The sequence below is a fragment of the Thalassotalea sp. G2M2-11 genome (genome assembly GCF_017168195.1).
GTDB lineage: Bacteria > Pseudomonadota > Gammaproteobacteria > Enterobacterales > Alteromonadaceae > Thalassotalea_E.
Genome location: NZ_JADNYL010000006.1, coordinates 58,570 through 75,237, shown reverse-complemented (window position 1 = coordinate 75,237; position 16,668 = coordinate 58,570). Strand labels below are relative to the sequence as shown.

The following is a 16,668-nucleotide window of genomic DNA, read 5'->3' as shown; positions in this document are numbered from 1 at the left end:
AGGCGATGCCTATTGTTGTAGTGAGAGGGCCGATATGAAACGTATTGTTAATTTAATGACGAGTATATTCTTTAGTCTAATTTTGGTGCTGTCACATTCTGTGATGGCGATAACGGTCGATAATCCATCCCCCAATTATAATTTTGTTGAGTTTAACATCGCCTTTGTCTTAGGGTTATGTTTGCCTGTTTTACTCATCCTTGCCTTTTTAAAGCCAATAATGAATATCTCTTGGCGTTTTCCAGCTTTGATGACCTTATCAGTGATTGGGCAATTCTATGCCTTGGTGTATTTGCAACAGTGGCAAACCTTAGGGTTATTGTTCGCAGCGACGACTTATATTGCCTTTGCTAGCTTATGGGTGATCGAGCAGCAAGGACAAAAGATAAAGGCATTTAAATATAATTGGCTAGTAGTCGCTATGTCTATTTTGATGCTTGGCTCTGCCATCGCCTTTAGAGAGCTTGATGCTTATAAAGTTTGGTTAGGTTTTCTTATTGTCAGTATTGCAATTGCGACTTATGTGCAACTTTCGGTGCGAGATAATTCTTTAATACGTACCTTGTCAACATGGGGCATCACTGCAGGTTATGGCGTAACTCTTTATTTTTGGCTTAATGCTCAGCTTGATTTAGTCTGGTTTGTTAGTTTAACTGTGCTGAGTTATTTAGGACAAATGACTGCCGGTTGCTGGTCTTCGGTGCAAACATTGGTGAATAGATTTGAGCACATCACCCAAGTGGTCAATAGTGACGCGGAGCCATTTAAAGATGCCGAGAAAGTTTATGATCCCATTACCAATTTACCTACTTATCATCAAGGATTAAGCCACCTTAATCAAATACTCAAGTTACAAGCTAGTGGCCGTTATGTTGCTATTGTCTTTAAACCATTAAATTTTGAGCAAGTAAATCAAGTGCTTGGCCATCAAAATTCAGATATTTTATTGTTACAGTTAGCTTATAGCTTGCAAAAAAGTATGAGTGATAATGCTCTGCTGATAGACTTTTCTGATACCCGTGAAGCCGTTAAGTTATGTCGTCTCCAGGGGCTTGATTTTATGGTGGTAGTTGATACCAGTTTGTCAGAACATGATAATAAACTCGTGGTGGAAGATATTTGTCAGCAACTCAATAACGCTGTACCACAAGCGATCAGCTTTAAGAGTTTTTCACTCAACTTCCAATTGGCTTTTGGTATCTCGTTACTAAACCAAGAAAGTCAAAGTGGTGAAAACCTAATTGCGCAAGCAAGTGATGCATTACTCGAAGCCGAGAATACCTTGCAGCAGATATGTCATTTTGATCAAAAGTCTCGTTTGTATACTGAGCAACAGTTAGCAAAAATGGAGAAATTAAAACAAGATGTCAGTAATGAGCGCTTGGTCTGGTTGGCTAATCCTCAAGTATCTCTAAGTGATCGGCAGTTTATTGGTTTTGAGCTTGAAATTGACTGGCAGTGCAATGAAGGTAATAAACTGACGCAACATGAATTTGACCAAATTGCTGAATACAGTGGTGAAATTTATCAGATCACTAAACAGATGGTGAAGCAAGCATTTGATTTACTAGTCATTATGCATTCTCTCGATATCACAGAAAAAGTTGCAATTAACTTATCGAGCAAGGAGTTGCTAGAGCCTGAATTAGCAGACTTTATCGAACATCAGGTAGAACGTACCAATATTAAAGCGCAGTACCTCACCATTGAATTAACAGAGCAAGTATTATTAGGCTCACCATTTAGAGCGCGTATGATGATCGATCAATTGCGCGTACTCGGGGTAAATATTGCCATCGATGATTTTTCTGGTAGTTATGAAGGCTTACGTTATTTGCGTAAAGCGTCCGTGCAGCAAGTGAAAGTGGAATGCTCAAGATTACAGCAATCACAAGAAGCGAAATCTGAAAAAACGATCGTCAATGCGTTAATTAATCTGATCAGAAAAATGCAAATTCCATTGATAGGCACTGGAGTGAATAATCAAGAAATTGAAAAATCATACCTGTTGATGGGGGGGAATTTTGCCCAAGGTAATGCTATTCAATCGGGGATCACCTTAGATAAGGTTGAAAATTGGCTCGCCGCTTCGCAAGCCAGAAAAAATCAAGCTTAATCAATATCGAGTGGATCTGGGGATAAAATAATGCCTGTGTTATCTGCGTAAATATGATCATCGGGTAAGAAAGACACCCCAGCAAAGTTAACGGCAAGATCACTTTCACCATGATCGTGATCCGATGCCCCTACGGGGATTGAAACGAGCCCTTGAATGCCAATGTCAATATCTTCTAATGCATCAACGTCTCTGACGCTGCCATAGCAAATAATACCTTCCCAGCCATTTTTTGCCGCGGCTTCGGCGATGTAACCGTCGATCAGTGCTCTGCGAGTTGAGCCGCCACCATCGATGACCAGCACTTTCCCTTCGCCGTCAGATTCAACCAATTGCGTGATCAATCCATTGTTTTCAAAACATTTGACCGTTACAACTTTTCCACCAAATGAACTCCTACCGCCATAGTTACAGAAAATAGGCTCGACGACATCGATGAGATCAGCGTAAATATTACACAATTCTGATGTATTGTATTCCATGACTCGTTCCTTAATGATAGAAAAACAAAAATTAATATGATGCTTAGTATACCTAGCCTATGCGAGGGTACAAGCGATTTGCCGTGATATTGTACTTGTAATAGTGTTAGAAACCTTATTTAATGGGGCAAGGCTAAAGCGTTGAGAGTACATGATAGCGAATGATGGGGAATATGTTTGCCTTAGGTTTTTTATATACCTTCGAAACCATTGTTTATAGTTTGCTCGCTTTTTTAGTGTATTCGTTTTACCAAGGTTTTGGCCGTCAATATGTTAAATATTGGATGTACAGTTTACTCTCCCTTAGTATTAGTTATGCGTGTTTAGCGTGCCAACATTTTCTTGTTCAGTTTGAAGATACTTCCTCGGTGCAAATTGCCTTAACGAGCGTGATACAAGTAGGCCAATACTTATTTATTTTGCTATTTTGTATCGGTTGTTATCTGACTCGGGCAAAAAATCAACTCACTGAGCAAACCATACGTTGGTTAGTTCTGGCGGCAATGTTACTTGGCTTGGTTTGTTCTGTTACGTTTTCTTTTGATCAGCAAGATGTTTTCAATCGCTTTTATTTAAGAGAAAGTTTTGCTGATTTTATTTTTGCTGGTGCATTTTTGATGATCAGCTTTATGTTGTTTGAACATAAAACGCGGCATTTTTCAGCAAGAATATTGATGATTTATAGCGCTATTTTGTCATTTCGCTATATTTTATCGTCCTTTGCCTCGGTAATTTTCTTAACATCTGATTGGTTTCAACAGTTATTAACTATCTTAGTGAGCTTTGACTTTGGCGCAAATGCCATTTTGGGTTATGTGATGTTGCTGTGGATGCAAGGGGCAGAGCGAAACGTGGCAGAAAAAGCCATCAGTCGAGCTAGTTATTTAGGTAAACATGACCAACTCACCGGAGCATTAAATCGCGAGCAAGTGATTGAGAGTTTACCAACAGCGCTCATTGATGCGGTTAACAATCATTGTAAGTTAGCAGTGTTTTTGATTGATCTTAAACGCTTTAAATTTATTAATGATACTTTTGGTTTAAAAACAGGCGATATGATTTTAGGTGAGGTCGCCAATCGCCTGTCAGACAGCATATTATTACCTAAGGTAGTTGGTCGGTTAAGTGGAGATTCATTTATATTCGCTGTTGAAGTTAGCGATGATAACCAGCAAGAAAAAGTCGCGAAGCACTTACATGGATTAATATCGCGCCCCTGTTTTATCAATGGACAAGAAGTACACTTGCAAGCTAGCGTGGGGTATTGCTTGGCCCCTGTTGATAGCAACGATGCCGAAGAATTACTCCAACAAGCCAACTTAGCGCTTTTCCAAGCAGAGAGTAATAATATTGCCAGTGTTAAATATGTTGCAGGTATGCAATCTCAAGGACGTAAGCTGGTAGAAGTTGAAAAAGAGATCCGGCGAGCATTGGCAGAGCAGGAATTTATTTTATATTTTCAACCCCAGTTAAATATTGTCACTAATCGTATTGAAGGGGTGGAAGCTCTAATTCGCTGGCAACACCCAGAGAAAGGCATACTGGCTCCCGCAGAGTTTTTAGATGAAGTTGAAGCGCTTGGCTTAAGTGGGGATATTGATAATTACGTCTTAGAACTGACCTGTAAAACCAATGCGCGTTGGTATCAAAAATATAAGCGGCGAGTGGCAATCGCGGTAAATTTAAGTGCAGTAGAATTTCAAGATCCTAAGTTAATTACTAAAATTCAAGCATTGTTGCTCAAATATGACATTCCTCCGCGCTACCTTGAGCTAGAAATCACTGAAAATGTTGTGATGACAGAGATAAATAGTGCCATGGACACTATAGTCGTGTTACAGAATATGGGAATAAAAGTCTCCATTGATGATTTTGGCACGGGCTACTCTTCTTTAGCCTATTTAAGAAAACTACCAATTGACACCATAAAAATTGATCGCAGTTTTATTACTGAATTTGCTACAAATGATTCAGACTTAACCATTGTTAAGTCGATGATTAGTTTATCACATGGCTTGGGTAAACGGGTGTTGGCAGAAGGCGTTGAAAGCTTAGGTCAACTTGATTTGCTTCGTAAGCTTGGTTGTGATGCTGTTCAAGGTTACTTTATTAACCCTCCTTTGACAGAAGAAAAGTTTACTCGTTATTTAAGTCGGAAATAATTTTTCTAACTAAAGACTTTTCAAATTTAGCAACTATACTTCAAGTAGTTACGTTATTAGTAGAGGTATTATATGTTAATTAAGCACAAGCTTATTGCGAATACATTAGTGTTGATTGTATCAATGTTAGGTATGCTAGGTCTTATTACCTATGCCGTGTCATCGCTTAATGATGATGTGCAAATGGCTAGAACAATTGGTGATATTGAAAGTTCAGTGTTGCAGTTAAGACGTAGTGAAAAAGACTTCTTAGCTCGCAAAGACACTAAATACGCTGACAAGTTTTCCAAACAATATAAAGTATTGCAATCTGATATTAATCACCTCGAACAAGTCTTTGCTGATGAAAGTCAGGTACAGACTGATATTAGTAATTTACGTAAAATAACGCGTGACTATGATAACCACTTTAAAGACGTTGTTGATGCACAAATTATTATTGGTCTTAATTCCAAAGATGGACTTTACGGAGAGTTACGAAGCGCGGTGCATCAGGTGGAATCTTTATTAGAAGGCAGTGATTATCGTTTATTAGCTGATATGCTGCAGTTACGACGTAATGAAAAAGATTTTATGTTACGCCTAGATGAAAAGTACCTGCAACGTTGGCAAGACAATGCTGCAAATTTTAGTGAAGATGTAAAATCCAGCGAATTATCAGACGAGCTTATTAATCAAGTGGTCACTAGTATCAGTGCGTATGAGTCTGCTTTTATCAACTTAGTTGAGCAACAACGTATTATGGGGTTTTCTGCTAGTGAAGGTTTACAAGGAAAGATGCGTAATACTGTTCATCAAGTAGATACTATTTTGGCGAAATTGGTCAACGTTAGTAAAAAAATTACCGATGATCGTGTGTTGTTCGTAAAAAGTGTTTCAATTGTGGTATTTGTCGTGGTGCTTGTGATTGCAAGTGGGGCAGCAACCTTGATTGCCCGTAGTATTTTAATGGCGATCAATAAATTAAAAGATGCCATGAATAATGTGGCTGAAACTAAAAATTTAGCAATTGAAGTCTCTACCGATGGGAAAGATGAATTAGCTGAGATGGCAAAAGTGTTTAATACCATGTTAGCAAGTTTTAGAAACTTAATTATACAAGTTAATCAATCAGTTGACACGGTTAATACTGCTACACGTAACTTATCAGAAAATATTCATTCCGCTAATGAAGGGGTGCAATCACAAATTCAGGAAACTGATATGGTGGCAACCGCGGTGACTGAAATGGTAGCGACGGTTGATGAAATTGCTAAAAACACCCAAGAGGCGGCAGATAAAGCAGAATCCACTCATGATAATTCAGAACAAGGGAAAATAGGCGTTGATACCACAATTGCGAAGATTGATGAGTTATCAAACACCTTATTAGCGTCGGAAAGTGTGGTTCACGATTTGGCGAAAGATAGTGATACGATTGGCTCTGTGTTAGATGTTATCCGTGGTATTGCTGAGCAGACTAATTTGTTAGCACTGAATGCTGCCATTGAGGCTGCTCGTGCAGGAGAACAAGGCCGTGGTTTTGCTGTGGTAGCCGATGAAGTAAGAACGCTAGCAAGTCGCACTCAAGATTCTACCCAGGAAATTGAAAGTATTATTAATTCATTACAGAATCGAACCAAAGAGATAGTTTCACATATGGCTGAGTGTCGGGCTCAGGGACAAGAAAGTGCCGATCAGGCCAGCACTGCTGGACAAATGCTTGAAGAAATCACGCAAGATGTCTCGACTATTATGGATATGAATACTGCTATTGCCACAGCCATCCAACAACAAAGTGCGGTGGCAAGTGAAGTTAATGAACATGTGGTGTTGATCCGTGATGTCGCGGAAAACTCTGGTAAAACAGCCAATCAAAATGCACAAATGGGTGAAGAGCTATCACAACAAGCTGATGTGTTAAATCGAGAGGTTAATCAATTTTCTGTGTAGCCGGTAAAGTATGCTATCTAATAGACAAAACCAGCTTATCTTTAAGCTGGTTTTTTTATTGGGCTATACTAAGGTTATGCTGAAATGTGTATGCATCAATATTTCCAATCCTTTATAAGAGGCTTGATCAGGTTGAGAAGAGAGCAGTAAATGAAAACATTTGCGTTAATTAGCTTGTTGTTTTTCTCATTATATAGTGACGCAAAAACCGAATTAGTCGTGGCGGTGTCAAGTTTTGAACCATGGACAATTATTGCAGGAGAAAAAGCCACAGGTATTGATATGGAGTTAGTTGAAAAGCTAGCACAAATGCAGAACCTAACGGTTAAATACTCTCATTGTCCTTGGGTGCGTTGTTTACATCTTCTAAGGCAAGGTGAAATTGATTTAGTGACTAATGTGTTTTACTCAACTGAGCGAGAGAACTACCTTAACTATTTTGCGCAGCCTTATATTCATGGTAATTATCACACTTTTTATATCAATCGAGCATCAGATTTCACGATTAATCAGTTCAATGACTTATTACCTTTAACGATCGGTGTGCGTAGAAATGTGAATTATTTTCCAAAGTTTGATCGCTACCAAGGATTAAAGAAAAAAAAGCTGACTTACGATATTCAATTAATCAATATGCTTAAGGCTAATCGCATAGATGTGATGATCGGTGAAGAGGATGTAATGGACTATTTATTATCAAAACATGATGAAAGAGGGCAAATTGTGAAAACGAATTATCGTGTCTATCAGCAAGATGTTGGCTTCTTTGCTTTTTCAAAAAAATCTAACCTATTACATTTACAAGCAAAGATGGAAGCGAATTTGGTGACGCTAGTTGAGCAAAATTATCTTCAGGCGTTGCGCCAGAAATATCAATAATTAGAAAAAGGTGCAGATTCTACTGCACCTTTTAGTACCATGAAGAAAATCTAGAGGATAAAGCGACTTAAATCTTCGTCTTGTATTACGTTATTGAGGGTTTTCTCAACGTACGTGCGATCAATCACAATTGATTCACCGCTTCTATCATTGGCGGTAAATGAGATTTCTTCTGTTAACCTTTCCATCATGGTATGTAAACGACGAGCGCCAATATTTTCAGTAGTCTCGTTCACTTGCCAAGCAGCTTTAGCAATAGCTTCAATGCCATCTTCACTAAATGAAATATCCACACCTTCTGTAGCCATTAAGGCGATGTATTGCTCGGTCAGTGAAGCATTTGGCTCGGTTAAAATGCGAATAAAATCTTCAGTGGTAAGTGCTTGTAATTCAACACGAATAGGTAGGCGGCCTTGTAACTCAGGGATCAAATCTGACGGTTTGGCCATTTGGAAGGCCCCTGATGCGATAAACAAAATATGATCTGTTTTTACCATGCCATGCTTGGTGCTAACGGTTGAGCCTTCTACTAATGGTAGTAAATCGCGTTGTACACCTTCACGCGAAACATCAGGACCAGAGCTATCGCCGCGCTTACAAATTTTGTCTATTTCATCAACAAAGACAATGCCATTTTGTTCAACGGCCTCTAAGGCTTTCGTTTTGATGTCTTCTTGATTGACGATTTTAGCTGCCTCTTCTTCTTGCAGTGCTTTAAATGCGTCTTTTATTTTCAATTTACGTTTATTGGTCTTTTCGCTCGACATGCTTTGGAACATATTCTGCAATTGAGAAGTCATGTCTTCCATACCCGGAGGCGCCATGATTTCTACTCCTACCTGAGGAGCAGCCAAATCTAATTCAATTTCTTTATCATCAAGCTTGCCTTCGCGCAGCTTTTTGCGAAATACCTGGCGAGTACTGCTGTTATCTGTTTGCTCTTCATTGCCAAAAGTGTCACGAGGGTTTGGCAATAACACATCAAGAATGCGCTCTTCAGCTGCTTCTTCTGCTAGGTGTTTTACCCGTGCCATCTCTTGCTCTTTAGTGAGCTTAAATGCCATATCGGTTAAATCACGGATAATGGTTTCTACTTCCTTACCGACATAACCCACTTCGGTAAATTTAGTGGCTTCAACTTTGATAAAAGGGGCATTAGCAAGCTTAGCTAAACGGCGAGCAATCTCGGTTTTACCGACACCCGTAGGGCCGATCATTAAGATATTCTTTGGGGTTACTTCACTACGTAACTCGTCATTTAACTGCATACGACGCCAGCGATTACGAAGTGCAATTGCAACGGCACGTTTAGCATCGGCTTGGCCAACAATGTGGCTATCTAATTCATGAACAATTTCACGAGGGGTCATATTCGACATGATAAATTCCTTGGTGCTGACTTAAAGTTCGTCGATGGTTTGCGAGTGGTTGGTAAACACACAAATATCGCCAGCAATTTTTAATGATTTTTCAACAATTTCACGAGCAGATAACTCGGTATTTTCTAATAAAGCGGTTGCTGCAGATTGAGCAAAGTTACCACCACTACCAATGGCAATTAAGTCATTTTCAGGTTGCACTACGTCACCATTACCCGTGATGATTAATGATGCCGTTTCATCCGCCACTGCTAAAAGGGCTTCAAGCTTTCTTAAGGCACGATCACTGCGCCAGTCTTTGGCTAATTCTACCGCAGCTTTAGTTAAATGACCTTGATGCATTTCAAGCTTACTTTCAAAACGTTCAAAAAGTGTGAACGCATCAGCGGTACCGCCAGCAAAGCCAGCCAGTACTTTATCATTATATAAACGGCGCACTTTTTTTGCGTTGCCTTTCATTACGGTGTTACCAAGGGATACTTGGCCATCGCCACCAATGGCCACTTTGCCATTACGTCTAACGGATACAATCGTAGTCACAATTAACCTCTACTTAAGTTGCTGGCGCATGACGCCAGCAAGGATCAATGTAGATTAAATTGGGTATGTTTGAGAGTTTTTCAAGGAATTGATTGGAATTAATTCCATAACCAAATTTGACAGGTGGTTATGCCATTGCTTTTTAGTTTATGTTTGTCTTTTTCTGCGGCACGTTTACGTTCATAGGGCCCCAAATACACTTTATACCAAGTGCCACTTGAGCCGTTGGCTGAACTGATTTGAGAACTTAATCCGGTAAAAGCAATCGTCGCTTTCATGACTTCAGCTTGTTTTTGGGTGCGAAATGATCCGCATTGCATTTTATACGGGCCTTTTTCTTGTACTTGGTATTCCCCTTCGTCAACTTCTTTTGACTTAAGCTCTTCCATGTATTGCCATTTTTCTTCAGGTGGTTTAGGTAACTCACTGGCTTTTTTTATCGGCGTACTAGCGGGGGTAGTTGGTGTATTCTCTGGTTCTATGTCTTTAATGCTCCATAATAAATAACCAAAGCCGGCGATAGCAATTATCATCAACAGTGAGATCAACTTTACCTTGATGGAAAGCCCTGATGGTGCGGGTGCTTGCTTTTTATATGGATTGCGCTTTTTTTTAGAAGCACTAGCGCGGGAAACATAATCTTGATGAGTCATGGATGCTTTTATATCTTGAGAGTTAACAACACGAAAGGCTCATTTTAACCAAGTTCATGGAAATTGCTACCAACTTAATTCAATTGGATCAATATCAATCGACCATCGAACTTTTGACTGCCATTCATTGTTGGTCAGTGATTGTAATACTTGCGTTACACCTTGGTGTAATGCTTGTCTGGTTTTGGCTTGTAACAAAAGATGAAAACGGTATTTTCCTGCGCGTTTTTCTATGGCGGCAGGCATAGGTCCTGCCAACTCACAATCGCTGAAATTAACAGTCGCTATTTGACGAAGAAATTTTTCAGGGTAAGAAGGGTAGTTGGCATCTGCTCTAACAAGTGCCTGATAACCAAACGGCGGTAAAAATGCCATTTGTCGTTCATTTAACCCTTGTTTGGCAAAGTGTTGATAGCCGTTATTGACTAAATCTTGCAATAGTGGGTGCTGAGGGTATTGAGTTTGTACCAGTACTTTGCCCGGTTTGCTTGCTCGTCCAGCACGGCCAGCAACTTGTACAATCAATTGCGCCATATTCTCTGGGGCGCGATAATCGAAACTAAACAGTGCACCATCAATATCTAACATGGCTACTAAGGTCACATCAGGAAAGTGATGGCCTTTGGCTAACATTTGGGTGCCAATTAGAATTTGATGTTCTTTATTGAGCACTTGCTGTAATAATTTATTGAGTTCACCTTTGCGTCTGGTACTGTCGCGATCTATACGCACGGTACTGTACTGGGCAAATGTTTGTGCGAGATACTCTTCAATTTGTTCTGTGCCTTGCCCGATTGGTTTAATGCGCACGCTGCCACAACTATCACATTGAGCAGGCACTCTTTTTTGACTACCACAATGATGGCAAATCAGTAATCCTTGACCGCGATGCAAGGTGTATGGGCATTGACAGCGTGTGCATTCTGCAACCCAATGGCATTCTTGGCAATTGATGGCAGGGGAATAGCCTCGACGATTTAAGAAAATCAGTACTTGCTCGCCACGCTCTAGCGTTTGGCTGATGGCTTTTTTTAACGGTAGTGATAACCCTGCTTGTAATGTTTGATTACTGACATCGAGCAGTGAAACTTTGGCTTGGCGACTTCCGGCTGCACGTTTGGTCAGTTGATGATAATGATAGCGTTGTTTTATGGCATTATGTAGCGACTCAAAACTTGGCGTGGCACTGCCTAATATAATGGGTATATTGAGTTGTTTGGCGCGAATAATCGCGACATCTCGACCATGGTAGCGAAAGCTGTCTTGCTGTTTAAATGAAGCGTCATGTTCTTCGTCTACAATAATCAACCCAAGTTTTGGCAAAGGACTGAAGACTGCTGAACGGGTGCCAATGATAATGGCCGCATTATTCTGGTTGGCATTTTGCCATGTTGCCAGGCGCTCTTTATCGTTAAGTCCTGAGTGGTGAAGAAAAATAGGCACATTAAATCGTTGCTCAAAGCGGCTCAAGGTTTGAGGTGTTAAGCCAATTTCAGGCACCAAAACTAATACCTGTTGATGATGACTCAGCACCTTGGTCATGCTTTGTAGATAGACTTCTGTTTTGCCTGAGCCGGTAATACCATCAATGAGATGACAACTGTATTGCCCAATTGATTGTGATATGGCTGATACCACTACGGCTTGTTCCGTTGATAAAGTAAATTCATTTTCTTGATTAAGTGCGTCATCGTGCCACTGAAAAGGAGTTGCAAGCTGTTCAACACTGGCAATTAATTGTTTATTTTCTAAAGCGGATAGCTGTGCTTTATTAAAACCTAAGGTTCTAATTTCGGGCCAAGTTAGTTGCTGATGATGACTGAGTAGCTGATAAAGTTGCCATTGTTTTTTGCTACGTTTGTTGTCGAGTTTACTCAGTACTTCTGCGTTATCTTCCGTTTTAGGTAAACATTGCCAAGCGATAATTGGTGCTATTGAAGGTGGTTCGACTTGCCTTAACAATACCGGCAGCGCTTGATGAAACACATCACCAATGGGGTGATGATAATAACTGGCACAGGTGGTTAATAATTTGATTAACGCTTGGGGAATACATTGGTCGTGTTCAATGATGTTGGTGATAGCTTTAATTTTATTCGGCGCAAATTCACATTCATCGACGATAGCCATAACAATACCAATGACATGACGATGACCAAAAGGTGCCACAACACGCTCGCCAACAGTGAAACTGTGTTCAAGCAAGGCATCAGGAATGGCATACGTGAACAGCTGGCGTAGAGGAACAGGAATCGCAAGCTGTAAAAATTTTGCTTGGGGCAAGATTAATGTCTGTCATAATTCAAGGTAACTTTATTGTGAATGTTTCTGCCTTCATTGCCAAGCACAAGTCTGCTTATTTTGTTGGCATCAAGATTCTGTTCAATTATTTATCAGTTTGTCTTGCACTGATGGTGATGATCCATTATTATTCGCCCCCATTAAATTTAACTCGTATGGTGCTTGGCAACGAATCAGCGTTGACTAAGTGGCGATACGGCCTATATAGAGGTTTCCATGAAAGACGGTATTCATCCAAATTATGTAGAGATCAAGGCACATTGTTCTTGTGGTAACGTGATCAACACTCGTTCAACGTTAGGCAAAGACATCCACCTTGATGTTTGTTCAGAATGTCACCCATTCTACACTGGTAAGCAAAAAGCTGCTGAAACTGGTGGTCGTGTTGATAAATTCAACAAACGTTTTGGTGCATTGGGTAAGAAGTAAGCTTACACTTGCAATGAAATGTTTAGAAAAAGCGCCGATTGGCGCTTTTTTTATGCCTGAATAAAATAAAGCAAAAATTACTCATCGCTTTAAACCCTTTTTTGTCATACTGCATCTTACTACCAAGAACGATTAATTTATTATCAGTTTATAAACACGCAAGAGAGAGTTTGTTGTTTGGATAATCCAAAAGTTATTGATGCAACGCAGTTGTTTACCTTAGACCAAGAGCAAGAATTAGTTCAACGCGCTCAACAAGGCGATCAACAGGCTTTTCATCAATTATATCAGAATCATTACCGCAGAATTTATGCGTTATGTTGGCGTATGTTAGCTGACAAAGACAGCGCTGAAGATGTTTGCCAAGAGGTATTTGTTCAGTTGTGGCAAAAAATTAGCCACTTTCGGGGCGAAAGTAAATTTACTACCTGGCTACATAGTGTTGCAACCAATATTGTCTTGGGGCACATCAGAAAGCAAAAAAACTGGCTGCAACGTATTTTTAGTATTGAGGAACAAACTACCGAAGAAATCACGGTAGAGCTCAAGGATGAAAAAACGACGAGTGAGTTAGATAAGGCGATCCAACGCTTACCTGAACGAGCACGTTTAGTGTTTGTTTTGTTTGCTGTAGAGGGTTATCGCCATGAAGAAATCGCAAAAATGTTAAATATGGCAGTGGGATCAAGTAAATCTCAATATCATCGTGCCAAAGGTCTGTTAAAGGCTGAGCTAAGTGAGCAAGTGTTATGAACAAGCAAATATCAGATGAATTATTAGATCAGCAAATCAAGCAACTCACTAAAGAAATGGAGCCTGAACGTGATCTATGGCGCGGCGTTGAAAAAGCCATTGCGACCTTGCCACAGCAACAAGAGAAAAAGTCAACGGTGTTGCCCATGGCTTGGGCTGCTTCAATTGTTGTTGCAATCTTGGTTTCTTGGTTATCCTTTTTGCCAGAGCAAGTGACAGGGCAGGACAGTGAATTGAGTATTGCTCAAGTAATGCAGAGTGATTTTGAAAAGCAGAAACAATTAGTGTTGGCGAGCTTTGGTCAACCCAAATTATCAGAGCTCCCTACAGACCTGCAAAAGCAGTTAGACGAATTGTCGTCGGCAAGGGCGGCTATTAGTAAAGCACTCAGTGATGATCCGCAAAATAGTGAGTTATTAAACCTGTTACGGTGGGCACAAAAGCAAGAAATAGATCTGTTAAAGCAGTTGTATACGCCTCAGTGGCAAACGATTTAGAGTATAGAGGTAATGATGAAATTTATGGTAAGAATAGTGTCGTTAGTATTAAGTGTTATTGCTTTGCAAGTGTCAGCTCAGCAGGTTAACCAGCGCATTGATGCATCAGGTGCAACGAGTATTACGATTGAAAACCAACAAGGAGAGGTAGTAGTAACAAGTTGGCAACAAGAGGTGGTGGAGCTTGAAGGGCAAATATCGGATGAAGCAAAGCGTTTTATATTTGAGCGTCAAGGAAATCAAATTGTGGTCAAAGTGATTATGCCTAATCATAATCACTGGAATAACACGCATAATTCGACATTGACGCTAAAAGTGCCCCATAATTTACGCCTTTCATTTAACGGTATTTCCAGTGATATTAGTATCTCTGATATGGAAAAAAGTAGTGCGATTAAAACGGTCAGCGGTAATATTAACGTGAATAATCTCGCTGAACTCGTTGACTTATCAAGTGTGAGCGGTGATATCAAAAGTCGTGGATTATCGGGTAAAATATCTATTTCATCGGTCAGTGGTGACATTGATGATAGGGCTTCTCAAGGGCGTATTAATTTAAGTGTGATCAGTGGGCATTTAGTGAGCCATTCTCAAGCGGAAGAAGTGTCTGTCAATAGTGTTTCAGGAGAAGTGTCGTTAACCTTGGCGAAGGTTAATGAGTTGAGTATAACCACCGTCAGTGGTGACGCTGATGCGCGTTTATCACTCAATGATAATGGCTTGTTGAAAGTTGATAGTGTCAGTGGTGATATCTCGATTCAGTTCGATAATAATGTTCAAGCAAGCTTTAAAATGCGTGCAAATGCCGGTGGTGATTTAATTAATCGACTTACTGATGATAAAGTTCAGGAAGCTAAATACGGCCCAAGTTCGAAACTCTATTTTAATACAGGCAATGGCAGTGCGACGGTTAAAGCATCTACTGTCAGTGGTGACATTAAAGTCTCACGGTAATGGTCAATCGTCTTCTAAGGTAGGTGTTACCACCTACCTTATTTCTCTATTTATTTGCTTTATAAATTCTATTTTCTAATACATAATAAGCCATCTAATCAATCTCAGGTTTTTTCGGTTTGAAATCAATTCGCCGTTTAGTTTGAAGAAAGAAATACAGGTATCTGAATGGCTGATCGTAAGCCCGCTAAATTTCCAAATAATAAAACCTTCAAGCATGATCAACAAGTTGAAGAGCTAAAAGTCCCACCTCATTCGTTAGAAGCTGAACAATCAGTATTAGGTGGCTTGTTACTCGACAATGAGGCATGGGATCGTGTTGCTGAACGCGTTGTGGCACAAGACTTTTATAGTCGTGCTCATCGTATTGCTTATGAAACCATCGGTAGCTTAATTGAGTTAGGTGAACCGGTAGATTTGATCACCTTATCAGAAGCATTAGAGAACGACCAAAAACTGGAAGATGCCGGCGGTTTTGTTTACCTCGCTGAAATGATGAAAAACACGCCAAGTGCGGCTAACATTACGGCATATGCTGAGATTGTCCGTGAACGTGCAGTAACACGTGAAATGATCAGTGTCGCCAATGAAATTGCTGAAGCTGGTTTTGATACTCAAGGTAGAACGAGTGCGGATTTACTCGATTTAGCGGAAACTAAAGTGTTTGCTATCGCAGAGCAACGGGCTAATAAATCTGAAGGTCCGGAAAATATTCATGCGGTATTAGAAAAAACAGTTGATAGAATTGAGAAACTATACCAGCAGCCGCATGATGGTGTGACAGGGGTTTCCACGGGGTTTTCTGATCTGGATAAAATGACGGCTGGCTTACAGTCCTCCGACCTAATTATTGTCGCGGCTCGTCCTTCCATGGGTAAAACAACGTTTGCCATGAACTTAGCTGAACATGCGGCTATGACTGAAGATAAGCCTGCGCTTATTTTTAGTTTAGAGATGCCTTCAGAACAGTTGATGATGAGGATGCTGGCCTCACTCGGACGTATCGATCAAACCAAAATCCGTACCGGACAATTAGGCGACGAGGATTGGGCAAGACTGTCTTCGACCATGGGCCTGTTAATAGAAAAAGGTAAAATGTATATTGATGATGCCGCTGGGTTAACGCCTACTGAAGTTCGTTCGCGAGCGCGTCGTATTGCTCGAGATAATGGCGGACTCAGTATGATCATGATCGATTACCTACAATTAATGCGCGCACCGCAATTTTCCGATAACCGAACCTTAGAAATAGCTGAAATTTCTCGCTCGTTAAAAGCCTTAGCAAAAGAGCTTGAAGTGCCTGTTGTCGCACTTTCTCAATTAAACCGGAGTTTGGAACAACGCTCGGATAAACGCCCAGTTAATTCTGATTTACGTGAATCAGGTTCAATTGAGCAAGATGCTGACTTGATCATGTTTATCTACCGTGATGAGGTTTATCACGATGATTCAGAATTTAAGGGCATGGCAGAAATTATTATTGGTAAGCAACGTAACGGGCCGATCGGGCGTGTACCTTTAACTTTCCAAGGTCAATTTTCCCGTTTTGATAATTATGCTGGCTCACATGTGCTAGAAGAAGATTAATCAC

The 16,668-nt window shown here is 40.3% G+C and carries 14 protein-coding genes; 9 read left to right on the top strand and 5 right to left on the bottom strand.

Annotated elements, in window-relative coordinates:
- Window positions 1-34: 34 nt before the first annotated feature.
- On the top strand, window positions 35-2,116 hold the full coding sequence (locus IV514_RS16925) for a GGDEF domain-containing phosphodiesterase (protein WP_206486500.1): 2,082 nt from the start codon (window positions 35-37) through the stop codon (window positions 2,114-2,116).
- Here IV514_RS16925 and rraA read toward each other — a convergent pair.
- The gene (gene rraA / locus IV514_RS16920; RefSeq protein WP_206486499.1) at window positions 2,113-2,598 is read right to left on the bottom strand and encodes a ribonuclease E activity regulator RraA; all 486 of its coding nucleotides are present in this window, start codon (window positions 2,596-2,598) and stop codon (window positions 2,113-2,115) included. The genes IV514_RS16925 and rraA overlap by 4 nt on opposite strands.
- 161 nt (window positions 2,599-2,759) lie before the next feature.
- Here rraA and IV514_RS16915 point away from each other — a divergent pair, with 161 nt between their 5' ends.
- The 3 genes from IV514_RS16915 (at window position 2,760) to IV514_RS16905 (ending at window position 7,571) form a co-directional block, all read left to right on the top strand.
- Window positions 2,760-4,760, top strand: a complete 2,001-nt coding sequence (locus IV514_RS16915) for a GGDEF and EAL domain-containing protein (RefSeq protein ID WP_206486498.1) — start codon at window positions 2,760-2,762, stop codon at window positions 4,758-4,760.
- A 72-nt stretch (window positions 4,761-4,832) separates the two neighbouring features.
- Window positions 4,833-6,692: a methyl-accepting chemotaxis protein gene (locus tag IV514_RS16910; RefSeq protein ID WP_206486497.1), complete on the top strand. Its 1,860-nt coding sequence runs from the start codon at window positions 4,833-4,835 to the stop codon at window positions 6,690-6,692.
- 150 nt (window positions 6,693-6,842) lie between these two features.
- Window positions 6,843-7,571 (top strand): transporter substrate-binding domain-containing protein, encoded by a 729-nt coding sequence (locus IV514_RS16905; RefSeq protein WP_206486496.1) that lies wholly within the window; start codon window positions 6,843-6,845, stop codon window positions 7,569-7,571.
- Between the two features lie 50 nt (window positions 7,572-7,621).
- On the opposite strand, the gene hslU is transcribed toward IV514_RS16905, so the two are convergent.
- The 4 genes from hslU to priA form a co-directional block, all read right to left on the bottom strand.
- A complete protein-coding gene (hslU, locus tag IV514_RS16900; protein WP_206486495.1) occupies window positions 7,622-8,950 on the bottom strand; it encodes an ATP-dependent protease ATPase subunit HslU in 1,329 nt (442 codons plus the stop codon).
- 21 nt (window positions 8,951-8,971) lie between these two features.
- Complete coding sequence (gene hslV, locus IV514_RS16895; RefSeq protein WP_206486494.1) at window positions 8,972-9,490, bottom strand: ATP-dependent protease subunit HslV; 519 nt, start codon at window positions 9,488-9,490, stop codon at window positions 8,972-8,974.
- 98 nt (window positions 9,491-9,588) lie between these two features.
- A complete protein-coding gene (locus IV514_RS16890; protein ID WP_206486493.1) occupies window positions 9,589-10,143 on the bottom strand; it encodes an SPOR domain-containing protein in 555 nt (184 codons plus the stop codon).
- Window positions 10,144-10,209: 66 nt separating this feature from the next.
- Window positions 10,210-12,426, bottom strand: a complete 2,217-nt coding sequence (priA, locus tag IV514_RS16885; protein WP_206486492.1) for a primosomal protein N' — start codon at window positions 12,424-12,426, stop codon at window positions 10,210-10,212.
- Window positions 12,427-12,660: 234 nt separating this feature from the next.
- Between priA and rpmE the strand changes: the two genes are divergently transcribed.
- The 5 genes from rpmE (at window position 12,661) to dnaB (ending at window position 16,664) form a co-directional block, all read left to right on the top strand.
- Window positions 12,661-12,873, top strand: coding sequence for a 50S ribosomal protein L31 (rpmE, locus tag IV514_RS16880; protein ID WP_206486491.1), 213 nt, complete (start codon window positions 12,661-12,663; stop codon window positions 12,871-12,873).
- 177 nt (window positions 12,874-13,050) lie between these two features.
- Complete coding sequence (locus IV514_RS16875; protein WP_206486490.1) at window positions 13,051-13,626, top strand: RNA polymerase sigma factor; 576 nt, start codon at window positions 13,051-13,053, stop codon at window positions 13,624-13,626.
- A complete protein-coding gene (locus IV514_RS16870) occupies window positions 13,623-14,123 on the top strand; it encodes a hypothetical protein (protein WP_206486489.1) in 501 nt (166 codons plus the stop codon). The genes IV514_RS16875 and IV514_RS16870 overlap by 4 nt, the downstream gene beginning before the upstream one ends.
- 36 nt (window positions 14,124-14,159) lie before the next feature.
- Entirely contained in the window at window positions 14,160-15,077 is a 918-nt protein-coding gene (locus IV514_RS17735; RefSeq protein WP_206486488.1) for a DUF4097 family beta strand repeat-containing protein, read from the top strand.
- A gap of 168 nt (window positions 15,078-15,245) precedes the next feature.
- Entirely contained in the window at window positions 15,246-16,664 is a 1,419-nt protein-coding gene (gene dnaB, locus IV514_RS16860) for a replicative DNA helicase (protein WP_206486487.1), read from the top strand.
- Window positions 16,665-16,668 lie beyond the last annotated feature (4 nt).

Coding starts and splice junctions, on each gene's coding strand:
- IV514_RS16925 (WP_206486500.1), top strand. CDS start 35: ATGAAACGTATTGTTAATTTAATGACGAGTATATTCTTTAGTCTAATT.
- rraA (WP_206486499.1), bottom strand. CDS start 2,598: ATGGAATACAATACATCAGAATTGTGTAATATTTACGCTGATCTCATC.
- IV514_RS16915 (WP_206486498.1), top strand. CDS start 2,760: ATGATGGGGAATATGTTTGCCTTAGGTTTTTTATATACCTTCGAAACC.
- IV514_RS16910 (WP_206486497.1), top strand. CDS start 4,833: ATGTTAATTAAGCACAAGCTTATTGCGAATACATTAGTGTTGATTGTA.
- IV514_RS16905 (WP_206486496.1), top strand. CDS start 6,843: ATGAAAACATTTGCGTTAATTAGCTTGTTGTTTTTCTCATTATATAGT.
- hslU (WP_206486495.1), bottom strand. CDS start 8,950: ATGTCGAATATGACCCCTCGTGAAATTGTTCATGAATTAGATAGCCAC.
- IV514_RS16890 (WP_206486493.1), bottom strand. CDS start 10,143: ATGACTCATCAAGATTATGTTTCCCGCGCTAGTGCTTCTAAAAAAAAG.
- rpmE (WP_206486491.1), top strand. CDS start 12,661: ATGAAAGACGGTATTCATCCAAATTATGTAGAGATCAAGGCACATTGT.
- IV514_RS16870 (WP_206486489.1), top strand. CDS start 13,623: ATGAACAAGCAAATATCAGATGAATTATTAGATCAGCAAATCAAGCAA.
- dnaB (WP_206486487.1), top strand. CDS start 15,246: ATGGCTGATCGTAAGCCCGCTAAATTTCCAAATAATAAAACCTTCAAG.